The sequence below is a fragment of the Aeromonas sp. Y318-3 genome (assembly GCF_027706185.1).
Lineage (GTDB): Bacteria > Pseudomonadota > Gammaproteobacteria > Enterobacterales > Aeromonadaceae > Aeromonas > Aeromonas veronii.
On the sequence record NZ_JAPDCN010000014.1, the window covers coordinates 79223 to 92921 of the forward strand.

Genomic DNA, 13699 nt, shown 5'->3' on the forward strand with positions numbered 1-13699 from the left:
CTGTTAATTAATATTTGTGGTCACCTGACCGGACGCCGGACGGTAACTGAAACTCATAAATGCATCAGTCTTGCCTTGCGGATCCTGATACTTGCCATCACTGCCCTTACTCAAACTATTGACCAAATAGTAACGGCAGACCGAATCCAGTCCATTACTGCTCACTGTGGCATAGTATTTCAGGTCATTGCCGCTACCGCGCACTTCATTGAAGCTGGCCGTAGCCTTGGGCGGGTTTTGCAGTAACCCCTCCCAAATATTGAGACAACGTTCGGCGGTCAGATTGGCCGGATCCACATCGGGATTACCGCTTGCAACGGTATCCATGGGATAGCCGGGCGACAGCTCGCCGTTGCTGATCTGGGTATCGGTCGGAGTGGTCAGATAGAAGCGACTACCGTCATAGAGCACAGTATTGAGGCCGTCCTGTTTGGCGCGACCTTCCGCCTCCCATTGCGCCCGCACCAGTGAAACGCCGGTAGCAAAACCGCCAGAGACCCCTTCCACGCTGGCCTTTTTCGCTTCATCAGTCACATCGAGAAAGCGCGGCAGTGCAGTCACCGCCAGGATCCCCAGGATCACGATAACGATCACCAGCTCAATGAGGGAGAAGCCGGCAGACCGTCTCCTCATCCCGTTTTCCGGCATTGTTGGTGCCATTGGTTTCATTGTCATGCTCCCTCCGTAATGCCCTACATTATTTCATGCAGGTCCAAAAAAATCATGTAGTTGGGTCATATGATTAGTTTCATTCAAGGCTTTTTCATCACCCGCCCATCAGAAAACTGATAAACCAGCCAATAACCATCCCACCCCATCTCGCAACCACTGCCATCGGGGCGGGCCAGAACCTGCAGGGGAGGCATGCCCCCCTTCGTCTCACCCATCAGTGCCAACCACAACTGACGGCAATTTTCCGAAGGAGATTGCAGCGGCACCAGCCCCAAGGGCCACCCTCGGGCATCAAACTGCCACCCCTTGCCGGCGACATGCAGTGTCTGCGGGCGCCGCTCATCGAGCCAAATGCCGTGCAAACGCTGTGCCCGCTCGGCAAATTGCTCCCCCAGCAAGGTGAGAGTGAGCTGCTGCGCCTCTTCCCGGTGGCCCTGATAGCTACGCACCAACGTAGCAACAATCACCATCAACAGGATGATCACGGCGATCCGCCGATATCCGGTCAGCCAGCGATCATCTTGCTGCGTCTGTCTGTTCATCCAGCCCTCGACTCCACAGCTCACTTGCCTCTTACGGCTCGCATCATGTCCCACCATTCAAGCGTGAAGATGCCGAGTTACTTGCCGCGAACTGCGCGCATCATGTCCCACATGGGGGTGAAGATACCCAGTGCCAGGATCAATACCATTACTGCCACGATCCCGATCAGGATCGGCTCGATCCGAGCGGTGAGACTCTTGAGGTCATAATCCACCTCCCGTTCGTAATACTCGGCCGCTTCGTGCAGCAGGTCATCGACCTGACCTGTCTCCTCCCCCACGGCGATCATCTGCATCACCAGCGGGGTGAACAGGCCGCTGCTGCTGGCGGTGCGCAGCAGGCTCTCGCCCCGCTCGATACCGGCGCGCATATCCCGCACTCGCCCCGCCATATAGGCGTTATCCACCGCATCGGCCACCAGGGTCAGCGCGGTGTTCAGCGGCACCCCTGCCTTGAGCATCATGGAAAAACTGCGGGCAAAACGGGCCAGCAGGGAGCGCTCTATGATAGTGCCGACGATCGGCAACTTGAGCTGCCAGCGGTGCCAGGTCAGCTTACCCTTGGTGGTGGCGACCCAGCGGCGCCAACCGAACACCATCCCAGCCAGAATGGCGAGCAGCAGCCACCAATAGTTGACAAAAAAGTGCGAGGTTGCGAGCAGAATGCGGGTCGCCAGCGGCAACTCCACCCCGAATTTGGCGAACATGCCGGCAAACACCGGGATCACCATGATATTGAGGATCACCATGGCGATACCGATGGCGATCATCACGAAGCTGGGGTAGCGCATGGCGGTCTTGATCCGCTTGCGGGTCTCCAGCTCCAGCTCGAAATAGTTGGCGAGCTGCAAAAAGGACTCTTCCAGCTGACCTGTGTTCTCACCCACATGGATGATGGCCACGAACAGGCTGCTGAATACCTTGGGGTGCGCCTGCATCGAGCTCGAAAGCGGGCGACCGTTGCCGAGATCTTCCCCCAGCGAGTGAAGCGCCCGCTTGAGCGGCTTGCTGTGAGTGCTCTCCTCCAGCCCGGCAATGGCGCGCAGGATCGGGATCCCGGCCCGGGTCAGGGCATACATCTGGCGGCTGAAGATCACCAGCTCATCCAGCTTGACGCCCCCTTCCAGCAACAATGACCAGTCTATGGCAGCGGATTTGGCCTTGCCCGGTTTAAGCTCGGTGGGCATCACCCCACGGCGCATCAGCTGTTCGGCGGCCGCCATCTCGTTGGCCGCTTCTACCACGCCACTGGTGGCGTTGCCCTGGCTGTCACGTCCCTTGTAGGCAAAGTTAGCCATCGCTTACCCCAAATCCTCGGCCAGTCGCAGCACCTCATCCACCGAGGTGATCCCCTGACGGGCATAATCGAGGGCTGTGAGGGCCAGCGGCCGATAGTGTTCATGTTGACGGGCCGCCTTGGCGAACCCTTCCGCATCGTTGCGGCGCAGGGCATCCATCATCGGCTGATCCAGCTCCAGCAGCTCGTAGACCCCGATCCGGCCGGAATAACCGGTAAAGTTGCAGCTCTGGCAACCCCGGCCCTTGTGATAGGTGTGTTGGCCGGGCGCCTCGCCGGAGAGTACGGTGAGCCAGGTGGCCTGCCCTTCGTCGAGCGCCTTCTCCTCAACGCAGTGCTCACATACCCGCCGCACCAGCCGCTGGGCGACCACCGCCCGCAGGGCGCTCGCCACCAGATAGCCGGGCGCCCCCATGTCGATTAGGCGCAAGGCACTGGTCACCGCATCGTTGGTGTGCAGGGTGGTCAGCACCAGGTGACCGGTGATGGCGCCACGCAAGCCGATCTCCACCGTCTCGTTGTCACGCATCTCCCCCACCAGCAGGATGTCCGGATCCTGACGCAGGGTGGAGCGCAGCACGTTGGAGAAGGTGAGGCCGATCTTGGGGTTGACCTGCACCTGATTGACGCGGGAGAGACGATACTCCACCGGGTCTTCTACCGTGATGATCTTGTTGCTGGACTGGTTGAGCTCGGAGAGGGCGCCATAGAGGGTGGTGGTCTTGCCGCTACCGGTCGGGCCGGTCACCAGAATCATCCCGTGCGGGCGTTTGAGCTGGCGACGGAAACGGGTCAGGATCTCCGGCGGCATCCCGGTTTCGGTCAACGACAAGATGCCGGAGGATTGATCCAGCAGACGCATCACCACAGACTCGCCATACTGCACCGGCATGGTGGACATCCGCACATCCACATCGCGACCGCGCACCTTCATATTGAAACGGCCATCCTGCGGCAAGCGCTTCTCGGAGATATCGAGCCCCGCCACCAGCTTGAGGCGCAGCACCAACGCCTGGGCGATGCGCACCTCGTTGAGGATGTTCTCGTGGAGGATACCGTCGATCCGCTGGCGAATCCGCAGCACCTTCTCGTCCGGTTCGATGTGGATATCCGACGCCCCCACCTGCACCGCATCCTCGAACAGGGAGCGCAGCAGCTTGGCCACCGTCGCCTCCCCCTCGTCGTTGGCCCCCAGATTGCTGGAGCCCAGCTCGAAGCCGGAGTCCTGATACTCCTCCTGCAACTGTTCGGCGAAACTCTCGATCTCGCGGGTCCGGCGATAGAGGCGGTCGAAATACTCCAGCAACTGCCCTTCCCGCGCCACCGCCAGCACCATGATGCGCGGGCTGAGCAGGGCCGCGATGGCATCCAGTGCGCTCAGATCCGCCGGATCCGACATCGCCACCGTCACCTTGTCGTCGGTGAGGTTGACCGCCAGCGCCCGATAACGGCGCGCCTGCACTTCGGGCAGCAGTGGCACCGCAGCGGCGTCGATGGTGAGGTTGTTAAGATCGAAGAAGGGCACATCCAGCTGGCGGGCGAGGAACTGCAACAGCTGCACCTCGCTGATAAAGCCGAGGTCGATGAGAGTGGTGCCCAGCTTGCGGCCGGTCTGACGCTGCTGCTGCAGGGCAAGCTGCAGCTGATCATCAGAGATGATCTGCTCTTGTACCAGCAGGTCGCCGAGGCGCATTTTCAGTCTGGGTTGTGCCATGTTTGCTCCGATCTCTGTTACTTCACACCCGTTACCGCATCCGATTAGGCTTAGCTAATCGAACCTGCTGTTTATCAAGGGGTTAGTTGACCAATTCGTTGTTCCAGCCAGTTGGTCGACGCCTCGCCGAGGTTGCCGTGCAGCAAGGCGTTGCGATAGGCATCGAGCGCCCGCTGGCTGTGGCCCTGACCATCCTCGGCCACGCCGAGGCCAAGCCACCAGCGGCCCTGATCCGGCTGCTGACGCAGCAGCTTCACATAGAGCGCCGCCGCATCGGCATTCTGGCCCAGCTCCTGAGTCAGCCCGGCCCAGGTGGCGTAGTAGTCCATGTTGCTGGCGAGATCCGGCTGATAACCGGACAACCAGCCAAGCGCCTGCTGCTGTTGCCCCTCGCTGATGGCAAGGCGGGCCAGCAGCAGACGAAAATCGGCCTGTTGGGGATCGAGCCGGATCCCCTCTTCCAGCAGCTGACGCGCCTCGGTCAGACGGCCCTCGCCGTAGAGCAGCCCCGCCAGCTGCTCGCGCGCCCCCTGGTTGTAGGGATCGTGGGCCAGCACCTGATAGTAGTTGTCCTGCGCATCCCGCAGGCTTCCCTTGGCCATGGCGGTGGTCGCCTTGCGCTCAGCCAGTGCCGCCAGCTCCTTGGCCGACAGCTCGACCGTCTCGATCTTCAATACGCTCGGCTTGCGCGGCGCGCTGGCGACTGCCTGCTGCTCTGCAGCCAGTTCGGCGTAAAGCTCGGGCTGCAGCTCTTCATCGGTCAGCTCCGTCTCGTCAACATCGCTGGAGGCATCAAAGGGCGCACCGTCGGCCATGCTATCCGAGTCACTCTCGCCTGCCTCATCATTCACCTCATCCTGACTTGGCAACGGCAGCGCGGCCGCCACCTCGACCGACTCGGGCTGGCTGACGGGCGCGGCGGCCCTTGCCACCACATCGGGGGCGATCACTTCACTGGCAGCCGTCACGGTATGGGTCTGCTGCCAGTAGATCCAGGTTCGCCAACCGAGGATCCCCAGTGCCAGACCGCAGATCAGGGTCAACAGCAACATCCACCATCCCTGCTGGCGCGCAGGGGCAATATAGACGGCAGCACCTTCGGATCCTTGCTGGCGCCGGTCCAGATCTTTCAGCATCTGGTTGATAACGCTCATGGCCAGACTCCATAAGCCAGGGCGCACCCCAGCAACAGTAACAGGGGCCACCAGCGCCGTGGCGCAAAGCGGCTGGCATCGTCGGTATCGCGAATGGCGAGCCGTACCAGATGGCTATCGATCTGACGCACACCCTGACCATAGGCCAGCATCAGGCACTTCTGCGCCAGGATATTGATAAGTCTCGGGATCCCTCGCGATGCGCGCCACAACAGACGCATGGCGCGACCTGCAAACAGCGGTGCCCCGCGGTAACCGGAGACCTGCAATCTGTGCTCCAGATAGGCGCGGGTCTCGTCAAAACGCAGCGGCCGCAGGCAGTAGGAGAAGCCAATCCGCTGACGCAATTGGCGCAGATGCGGCTTACCCAGTCTGGCATCCAGCTCCGGCTGGCCGAACAGCACGATCTGCAGCAGCTTGCTCGATTCGGTCTCGAGATTGCCGAACAGGCGGATCGCCTCCAGCGTCTCGTCCGGCAGCGCTTGCGCCTCGTCGATCAGCACCACCACCCGACTGCCCTGCTGGTGCAGGCTGATCAGGTGACGATGGATACGATCGGTCAGATCCAGCTCGCTCTGATCCCGTACCGCCAACCCCAGCTCCAGCGCCAGCGCGATGCGCAGCTCGGCCGGAGTGAGGTGGGGATTGGGCAACCAGGCAAGCCGCACCGGACGTGCTTCCGAGCCCAGCTCGCTGAGCAGCTTGCGGCAGAGCAGGGTTTTGCCGGTACCCACCTCGCCGGTCACCTTGATAAAGCCCTCCCCCTGCGCCAGCGCCCAGTTGAGCACCTGCAGCGCCTCTTCGTGAGGCGGCAGGCCGTAGTAGAAGCCGGTATTGGGAGTGAGGCTGAACGGCGCCTCCTGCAGGCCGAAGTGGGTCAGGTACATGAGATCTCACCTGCCACGACAAGCAAGCAGCCTGTGCTGGCAAGGCAGCACAGGCCGTTCGGGATAAGGGTGACCGCATCTGGTGTCATGGGTCAGCCCTTGGCCGGATACCACTTGTCGAGCAGCTCGGAGGAGCGTTGCAGCTCGTTTTGCCAGGTATCTTTCTCCACCACGGTCGGTTTGAGCATGATCACCAGCTCCACCTTCTTGGTGCTCTCGCGGCGGTTGGTAAAGGCTTCACCCACCCAGGGAATATCCCCCAGCAGCGGCACCTTGCTGACGATCTCCTGCTTGTCGGTCTTCATCAGACCGCCAATAACGATGATGTCACCGTTATTGGCCTGCACCACGGTATCGGATTCGCGTATCGAGCTTTTCGCCAACGGCAACACCAGCGTATCGCTGTCTGTCACCTTTATGGTCTTGGTTTGCTCTTCAGTATCGATAACGGAGGGATGGATATGCAGCAGCACCTTGCCCTCTTCATCGATCTGTGGTGTTACATCCAAAGAGATACCTGAGAAGAAAGGGGTCAACTCTACATTGGGAGTTGTTCGGTCACCGCTCGTCGTGCTCACGGTTGTTGTCGATGCATTGGTGACGAAATATTCGTCCGTCCCCACCTTGATCACCGCCTTCTGGTTGTTGGTCGCGGTGACACGGGGGCTGGAGAGGGTATTCACATCGCCCTGGGTCTTGAGCAGGTTGACCGCCACATTGAAGTTGCCGTCAGAGACCTTGAAACCGGCGCCGCCACCCAGTGCAGTGAAGATCTGATTAGGGGTGGTGGGTAACTGGGTATTGGCCAGTGAACCGCCACCGGTAATCCCCTTGTTGCCATCCCAGCTGGCGGAGAGACCGCTCCAGTCCACCCCCTGCTCATACCCTTCGTTGAGGGCAACTTCGATGATCCGCGCCTCCAGCACCACCTGCCGCTTGAGGTGACTATCGGATTGATTCAGGAATTCACGCACTGCCTTGAGCTCTTTCGGGTAGGCGCGAATGGTGACCAGACCCGCCTGCGGGCTGGTGATCACCGCGCGACCATCACCCGTGCCAATCAGGGTCTGCAGAGAGTCGCGCAGATCGGTCCAGTAGTCGCTGTTGGTATCGGTCTCGATACGGGTGCCATTGCTGCTGTTGCCGTTCGAGTTGTTGCCGGAGGAGTTATTGGTGCTGTTGTTGTTCGATACACTGTCAAAACTGCTGTCGCTGCTGTTATTGCTGTCATTGGCCGTCACCCCGCCGGTGCTGACCGAGGTGCGGGAGAGACCACGACGGGACATCATCAGGTAGTTGACCGGGATGGTTTCGGTACGCAGACCCGCCGGATAGATATGGAAGACATTGCCCTTGCGCTGCACGTCGAAGCCATACATGTCGCCCACCACAGCCAGCACCTCTGGCAGAGTCACATCCTTGAGCTCGACGGAGACCAGCCCGGCCACCCCGGGGTGAACCGCCACGCTGTAGCGGGAGCCCTTGAACAGGGAACCGAAAAACTCCACCGCCTCCACATCGTGAGCCGCGATACGCAGCCGCTTCTCCGGCATGCCGACCGGCATCTGCGGCCGGTTCAGCTGCAGCAATTCACTTTGCACCGATTTGGGCAACGCGGTCAGAGGGGCAGCCTGTTTCTGCTGTTCGTTCATGGCCTGTTTGAGGGCATCCTTCGCCTGGGTCGGCTCGGGGTGCTGATACGTGGTACAGCCTGCAGCCATCATGGCCACGGTGATCAGACAGAGACGGTGTTTTTTCATGTAATTAGGGCACCCTGACTTGCAATTAAACTCGATAAAGCCGATTCACCTCTCGAGAGGCAAGCACGACTCAAACCCGGATCTTGCTGGCAAACAGTGTTACCGCATGGCGTTTTCCCGCCTTTTCCAGCACCACGGCATCGGCATTGATGGCCACCAGCGTATAGCCGTCCACCTGTTGTCCGACCCGATAACTCTTGCCATTGAGTACCGCCAGTGCCGGGCCATTGCCCAGCACCACACTCTGCAGCTTCGGCAAACCGGCGCTGCTCTCGCCGGTCGCACGGGCGCCAACCGCCACATCAGCCAGCGGCGCGGTGGGATCCTGCAATACCTCGACCTGCTCCGCCTGTGCCAGCAAGCTGAACAGGCAACAGCACAACGCAAATACTCTAGCCACGGATAAACTCCTTGCTGGTACTCAGGGTGTAGATCTCCATCTCCACCACCGCGCCGGGATAGGCTTTGACCTGATAGTCGAACTGCTTCCAGTAAAAGTGGCGCGGCAAGGCTTCCAGCGCTTTAAGATATTGATACACATCGAAATAGCCGCCTTCAAGCTGAAGCCGGATACCATGCTTGTAGAGATTGACCTTCTGCTCCCCCGCCATCAGCGGGGTCGGCTCCAGCGAACTGAGGGCCAGCATATGAAGGTTGGCGGAGCGGGAGAGCAGCGCCTCCAGCACCAGCGGCATCTCGTGCGCCGGGATCAGATCGACGGTCTGGGCCTTGAGCTCATCGTCGATCCGGGCCAGATCCGCCTCGACTTGCGCCAGCTGGTCGCGAACTCCCTGATTGGGATCCCGCTTGAGCCGGGCCTGTTTGCCGAGGTTTTCCAGCTCCATGATCTCGAGGTCGCGCTCGGCGGCGCTCAGGGCCATGCGATCCTGCTGCAGGCGGGTATCGGCGCCATCGAGCCAGCCGTAGAGTCCGGCCGCGCCCAGCAGCACCAGACCAGTCAGCAGGATCAACACCCGCTCCCGCTGGCTCAACACGGCGATACGCTGGCCCCATGCCTGCCATTGTGCTTTCAGGTTCATCAGGGTTTCTCCCGCGCAATGCCGCTCAACTGGAAGGTCAGACGGCCCTCCTTGTCACGGCCGAGGGTCAGTTCACCAAACTCCTTGCCTACCAGACTCGGGGTCTGCTTGAAGCGGTTGACCCAGGCCGGTACATCCTGACTGCGTCCGGCAAAGCCGGAGAGGTTGATCCGCCCTTCGTTGATCTCGATGCGCTGCAACGAGAGGTTGCTGTTGCGAATGCGGGAGAGATCCGCCATCACGCTGGCATAGCCCTGGGATTTTTGCAGGGTCAGGCTGCCCAATTGGCGCATCAGTCCCTGCTTGGCTGTCAGCTCATCCTGCATGTTGACCAGTTGCTGTTGCAGCCGGGGATCCGCCTGATGGCGCGCCAACTCGGCATCGAGCCGCTGCGCCTCGCTGCGCTTGAGTTCCAGCTCGGCAGAGCGCTGCGCCAGCGCCCGGCTGACCTGCTGCTGTTGCCAGCCGTAACCGACACCCGTCAACAGGATCAGCAGCAGCGCAAAGCCCCATACCAGCGCCATCTGATTGAGGCTGGCCCACTGCCGCTTGGGGCGAAACTCGGCGCCATAGAGGTTTATCTGACGTTTCATCACGCATCCTCCCCGATGGCGGCTGCGTAGGCCGACAGGTATTCGACGCCGGCCAGGATCGCCTTGTTGGCCATGGCGGAGACGGCAAAGCCGAAGGTCTGCTCCATGTGGCGCACCAGGGTACCGATAAAGGGCGAGGCGACGGCGAACTGCATCTGCCCCAGCTCGGGCAATTTCAGCTGGCCCGCCAGATAGTCGAGGGAGCGCTGGATCTCCAGCGCCAGCGAATCGAGCAACATACTGTCCGGTTCATGTTCGCCAGTCAGGCTGGTAAAACCGCGCAGCTGGCGAGAAAAGCAGAGCCCGCCCTGATGGAAGACCAGCAGTTGCAGATCCTGCCCCTTGGGCTGCCACAGCAGCATGCGCACCGTGTCATCCGCGTCATAGAGAGAGGTGAGCGCCAATTCGTCGCTGATGATGGATTGCAGGGTAGCGATGCCATTGATGGCATCGGCCAGCTGTTGAACCCGGCTCTTGGGCAAGCAAATCACATTGATGCGAGGGCGACCGGCAGGCGGGGTGGGCAAGTCCACATAATCCATCGCCAGTTGCAGCACGGGTTCGCTGACATAATCCTTGATGGCCCAGGGGAGCGCCCCGCCATCTCGGCGTCAGGCACGGCAGGCTTGTCGATCTGGATCTGTTGATAAAGGCTGGCGGCGAGGGCCACCCGCACCGTAGACTTGGCCAGCCCATGACGGCTGAACAGCTCGTTCATGGCCACTGCCCACTCCTGTGGGCCGTTGATGGTGCGCGTCGCGAAGACGGGGGGATTCCCCACCGCAGCCAGCATGATCCTGTCATTGGCCAGCAAGAGCCCGACCTGGCGGCTTGGCGTCGACCGTCTGAACAGTTGTTTCATGTAAGCCCGCCCATCAATAGTGATTAAATGTATGAAATATTAACATAAACAGCAGATTAGCCTCCAGATTAAAAGACGGACTCACCATTGCAAGCCATCCTTTCCGCCGAGTCAGAGGGTCAAGCCATCCTCCCTTCCCCCCTGCAACGCCTCCACCATCCGTTGCTGACCCGCTATGGTGTCGAGCTGTGGTGCAAGCGTGATGATCTGATCCATCCAGCCATCTCCGGCAACAAGTGGCGCAAGCTCAAGTACCACCTGCTGCATGCCAAAGAGCACGGCAAACGGCACCTGCTCTCGTTTGGCGGCGCCTACTCCAATCATATCCACGCGCTGGCGGCAGCGGGGTGCCAATCTGGTCTTCGTACTACCGGTATCATACGGGGCGAATATGACGCCGTCAGTAACTCTACCCTGCGGGATGCCCGGCACTGGGGCATGGATCTCGTTTTCGTCGACCGCCAGAGTTACCGGCGACGGCAGGATCCAGACTGGCTGGCCCAATTCGATGCCCCCGATACCCTGATCGTGCCGGAAGGGGGTAGCAGCCCGCTGGCCATCCCCGGCGTGGCGGAACTGGTCGGCGAAGTGCCCTTCTCGCCGGATCTCTGGGTACTGCCCTGCGCCAGCGGCGGCACTCTGGCGGGCCTGATCGCTGGCAAACGGGATCGGGAGCAGATCCTCGCCATTGCGGTACTGAAAGGAGGCGGCTTTATCGCTGACGAGGTGTGTCGCCTCCATCCCGCGGCTGCCAATATCCCCGGCTGGCGCATCGCGCTCGATCACCACGACGGTGGCTACGCCAAATTCAGCCCGGCCCTCTGGCAGTGGGTACAGGATTTCAGCGCCACGACCGATCTGCCCCTTGAGCCTATCTACAGCGGCAAGGCGATGTGGGGGCTGTTTCGCGAGCTGGCGGCAGGCCGCATCGCCCCCAGCAGCAAAATCGTCTTTATCCACACTGGCGGCATGCAAGGGCTCGCCGGGCTGCGGGAGCAGGGGCGACTGTGATCCCTGACTTACGGCAACCGCAAACAACAGAGGGTCGCCCCAAGGCGACCCTCTGTTGTTTATCTCAATCACCAGCCGGTTCCAGCACCAGACGCTGGGGCTCGGCAAACCAGGGCCCCTGCCCGGCATGCACCCCGAGGTGGCGCAGCATCTTCCACTCGTCGCCACTCTCCACCCCCACTGCCAGCACCCGGGTGCGAGTATTGGCACAACCGCCTACCAGACTGCGCACCGCCATCTGGTTGACCTGACGGGCATGGATCTCCCGCACCAGGCTGGGGTGCAGCTTGAGGAAGTTGATCTCGAACTCCTTGATGTACTGGGTGCTCACCACATCCTGACCGGCATGATCGATGGCCAGCTGGCAACCCAGCATCCGCAAAGAGCGCAGCGGCCGCTTGAGCGCCTCGAAGTGGCGGGTCACCTGGGATTCGGATAGTTGCAGGATCAACCGCTCGTTGGTGCTGCGCGGCAGCTGGAACAGGGCGAAGAAGAGCCAGCGCTGGAACTCGCGGTTGAGCAGGCTCTGGGCACTGAGGGTCAGGCTGATGGGGCAGCTCTGCTCGGAGCGCTGGCGCAGCAGGGCGAGAGTCTGCTCCGCCACCAGCCGATCCAGTTGCAGCAACAAGCCCACCTTCTCCGCCATCGGCATGAAAATACCCGCCTGCAGGGCACGCCCCTGCTCATCGTGCAGATAGGTGAGCAGCTCCTGCTGCAACACCACCTGCCCCCGATCCTGCTGGATCGGCTGGGTGTAAAATTCGATGCCGTGCTCTTCGAGACGGCGGCTGATCAGGGTTCGCCAGCGTACTGTGCCCTTGCTGCTCTGCTCTTCATCCAGCTGCTTCTCGTAGAGGAACCAGCCGTTGTGGCCCTGCAGGCGGGCGCTCTTGAGGGCCAGCTCCGCCTCCTCCTGCACCTTGAGCAAGCTGTCGTCTGCCTGATAACAGACGGCGCCGAGATAGACCGCAGTCTCCGGGTTGACCTCATGCGGCCAATGCAGCCGTTGCAGGCTCTTGAGCAGCTGGCTGGCGCTATCCACCATCTCGCTCTCGGACATATTGGGCAGCAGCACCGCAAAGACCTGACCGGCATAGCGGGCCTGCAGGGCACCGTTGTGTTTGCGCACGAAGGCACCGATGGTGGCGCTCGCCTCCATCATCAAATCGTGCCCCAGCAGCTCGAACTGATCGGCCTCCAGCTCCTCCAGACAGGCGAGATCGATCAGCAGCACGCCACCGCTCATCACGCTCGCCTCCATGATGGCGCTCTCCAGCCGGTTGTCGAAAAATAGCCGGTTGCCGATGCCGGTCATCTTGTCGACGAAAGCGTTGCTGCGAATGAAGTTGTCGAAGCGGCTGCGCTCCTTGCGGGCATCAGCCAGCTCGGCGAGCAGATGATCGAGGGCCTGACTGGCGGCCACCGGCCACTCTTCGGCGGGGTCATGACTCAGTTTGGAGAGTTTGTCATCGAGGATCAGCTGGGCGCGAATGCCCAGCAGCTCGGCCCCGCGCAACTGCTGGCGCAGCCAGCGGATGGAGTACCAGAGACCGAACACCACGATAAAGATGCCCAGAGAGATGCCGGACATCGCCTTGATGGAGTATTCCGCCTCCTTGAAGGGGCGCTCCAGTTTGAAGTTGGCCTGCATGCCGGCCTGATGGGGCAGCGGGTGGCTGTATGGCACCAGCAGCTGCTCGTCGACAGGATTGCGCACATCGCGGAACCAGTAGACCCGCTGGTTATTCTGGCGCACCTCCAGCTCGACCACATGGGCAGCCCGCAGCAGGGTGGGCAGCCAGTGGCTCATATCCTCCATGTCGTGAGCAACATCGAGCTGCTTGTCGATCACTTCAACCAGCGCATCGACCTTCTTTTGCTGCAACTCCATGCCCAGCTCGCGAAAGCTGAACACCCCGCCAATCAGCACGGTCGCCATGGCTGCGATCACGCAAAGGGTGATAAATGAGACAAGCTGTGTAGTGAGTTTCATGCGCCTTTCCGTATGCCCAGCATCATCCATGTCGCCTCATGGTAGCAGCGGCGATCGGGCCACAGCTATGGATGAAGATCCCGCTTCTGCAATTTAAGCGGGCAAGCATAACCCAAAGCAGAGGGAGAATACCAAGGGATACAGGAGTATTGAACACACGGTGAGTCAAACCGC

General features: G+C 61.0%; 12 protein-coding genes and 1 pseudogene. 1 reads left to right on the forward strand and 12 read right to left on the reverse strand.

Going from position 1 to position 13699, the window contains the following annotated elements:
- Positions 1-3 precede the first annotated feature (3 nt).
- The 11 genes and pseudogenes from OKB77_RS17845 to OKB77_RS17895 form a co-directional block, all read right to left on the reverse strand.
- Entirely contained in the window at positions 4-675 is a 672-nt protein-coding gene (locus OKB77_RS17845) for a prepilin-type N-terminal cleavage/methylation domain-containing protein (RefSeq protein ID WP_064338901.1), read from the reverse strand.
- Between the two features lie 77 nt (positions 676-752).
- Positions 753-1214, reverse strand: coding sequence for a hypothetical protein (locus tag OKB77_RS17850; protein WP_047434675.1), 462 nt, complete (start codon positions 1212-1214; stop codon positions 753-755).
- A gap of 77 nt (positions 1215-1291) precedes the next feature.
- A complete protein-coding gene (locus tag OKB77_RS17855) occupies positions 1292-2512 on the reverse strand; it encodes a type II secretion system F family protein (RefSeq protein WP_005340027.1) in 1221 nt (406 codons plus the stop codon).
- 3 nt (positions 2513-2515) lie between these two features.
- Positions 2516-4225 (reverse strand): MSHA fimbrial ATPase MshE, encoded by a 1710-nt coding sequence (gene mshE, locus OKB77_RS17860; RefSeq protein WP_064338902.1) that lies wholly within the window; start codon positions 4223-4225, stop codon positions 2516-2518.
- 74 nt (positions 4226-4299) lie between these two features.
- Positions 4300-5379 (reverse strand): tetratricopeptide repeat protein, encoded by a 1080-nt coding sequence (locus OKB77_RS17865; RefSeq protein ID WP_064338903.1) that lies wholly within the window; start codon positions 5377-5379, stop codon positions 4300-4302.
- Complete coding sequence (gene mshM, locus OKB77_RS17870; protein WP_064338904.1) at positions 5376-6266, reverse strand: MSHA fimbrial biogenesis protein MshM; 891 nt, start codon at positions 6264-6266, stop codon at positions 5376-5378. Before mshM ends, OKB77_RS17865 begins: the two co-directional genes overlap by 4 nt.
- Before the next feature lie 92 nt (positions 6267-6358).
- A complete protein-coding gene (gene mshL, locus OKB77_RS17875) occupies positions 6359-8026 on the reverse strand; it encodes a pilus (MSHA type) biogenesis protein MshL (RefSeq protein ID WP_064338905.1) in 1668 nt (555 codons plus the stop codon).
- 70 nt (positions 8027-8096) lie between these two features.
- Positions 8097-8426: a SctD/MshK family protein gene (locus tag OKB77_RS17880; RefSeq protein WP_019446481.1), complete on the reverse strand. Its 330-nt coding sequence runs from the start codon at positions 8424-8426 to the stop codon at positions 8097-8099.
- A complete protein-coding gene (locus tag OKB77_RS17885) occupies positions 8419-9066 on the reverse strand; it encodes a hypothetical protein (RefSeq protein ID WP_005340017.1) in 648 nt (215 codons plus the stop codon). Before OKB77_RS17885 ends, OKB77_RS17880 begins: the two co-directional genes overlap by 8 nt.
- A complete protein-coding gene (locus OKB77_RS17890; RefSeq protein WP_150390162.1) occupies positions 9066-9659 on the reverse strand; it encodes a PilN domain-containing protein in 594 nt (197 codons plus the stop codon). Before OKB77_RS17890 ends, OKB77_RS17885 begins: the two co-directional genes overlap by 1 nt.
- Positions 9659-10521, reverse strand: a pseudogene (locus tag OKB77_RS17895) (MSHA biogenesis protein MshI). Before OKB77_RS17895 ends, OKB77_RS17890 begins: the two are co-directional and overlap by 1 nt.
- Positions 10522-10608: 87 nt before the next feature.
- On the opposite strand from OKB77_RS17895, the gene OKB77_RS17900 reads away from it, so the two are divergent.
- On the forward strand, positions 10609-11532 hold the full coding sequence (locus OKB77_RS17900; RefSeq protein ID WP_265776187.1) for a 1-aminocyclopropane-1-carboxylate deaminase/D-cysteine desulfhydrase: 924 nt from the start codon (positions 10609-10611) through the stop codon (positions 11530-11532).
- A gap of 64 nt (positions 11533-11596) precedes the next feature.
- On the opposite strand, the gene OKB77_RS17905 is transcribed toward OKB77_RS17900, so the two are convergent.
- Positions 11597-13525 carry an EAL domain-containing protein gene (locus OKB77_RS17905; RefSeq protein ID WP_265776188.1) on the reverse strand — a complete coding sequence of 643 codons (1929 nt, stop codon included), beginning with the start codon at positions 13523-13525 and terminating at the stop codon, positions 11597-11599.
- Positions 13526-13699: the final 174 nt, after the last annotated feature.

What these genes read in the sequence shown, in the direction of transcription:
- OKB77_RS17845 (WP_064338901.1), bottom strand. Translation starts at nt 675, where the DNA reads ATGACAATGAAACCAATGGCACCAACAATGCCGGAAAACGGGATGAGG.
- OKB77_RS17850 (WP_047434675.1), bottom strand. Translation starts at nt 1,214, where the DNA reads ATGAACAGACAGACGCAGCAAGATGATCGCTGGCTGACCGGATATCGG.
- OKB77_RS17855 (WP_005340027.1), bottom strand. Translation starts at nt 2,512, where the DNA reads ATGGCTAACTTTGCCTACAAGGGACGTGACAGCCAGGGCAACGCCACC.
- mshE (WP_064338902.1), bottom strand. Translation starts at nt 4,225, where the DNA reads ATGGCACAACCCAGACTGAAAATGCGCCTCGGCGACCTGCTGGTACAA.
- OKB77_RS17865 (WP_064338903.1), bottom strand. Translation starts at nt 5,379, where the DNA reads ATGAGCGTTATCAACCAGATGCTGAAAGATCTGGACCGGCGCCAGCAA.
- mshM (WP_064338904.1), bottom strand. Translation starts at nt 6,266, where the DNA reads ATGTACCTGACCCACTTCGGCCTGCAGGAGGCGCCGTTCAGCCTCACT.
- mshL (WP_064338905.1), bottom strand. Translation starts at nt 8,026, where the DNA reads ATGAAAAAACACCGTCTCTGTCTGATCACCGTGGCCATGATGGCTGCA.
- OKB77_RS17885 (WP_005340017.1), bottom strand. Translation starts at nt 9,066, where the DNA reads ATGAACCTGAAAGCACAATGGCAGGCATGGGGCCAGCGTATCGCCGTG.
- OKB77_RS17890 (WP_150390162.1), bottom strand. Translation starts at nt 9,659, where the DNA reads ATGAAACGTCAGATAAACCTCTATGGCGCCGAGTTTCGCCCCAAGCGG.
- OKB77_RS17905 (WP_265776188.1), bottom strand. Translation starts at nt 13,525, where the DNA reads ATGAAACTCACTACACAGCTTGTCTCATTTATCACCCTTTGCGTGATC.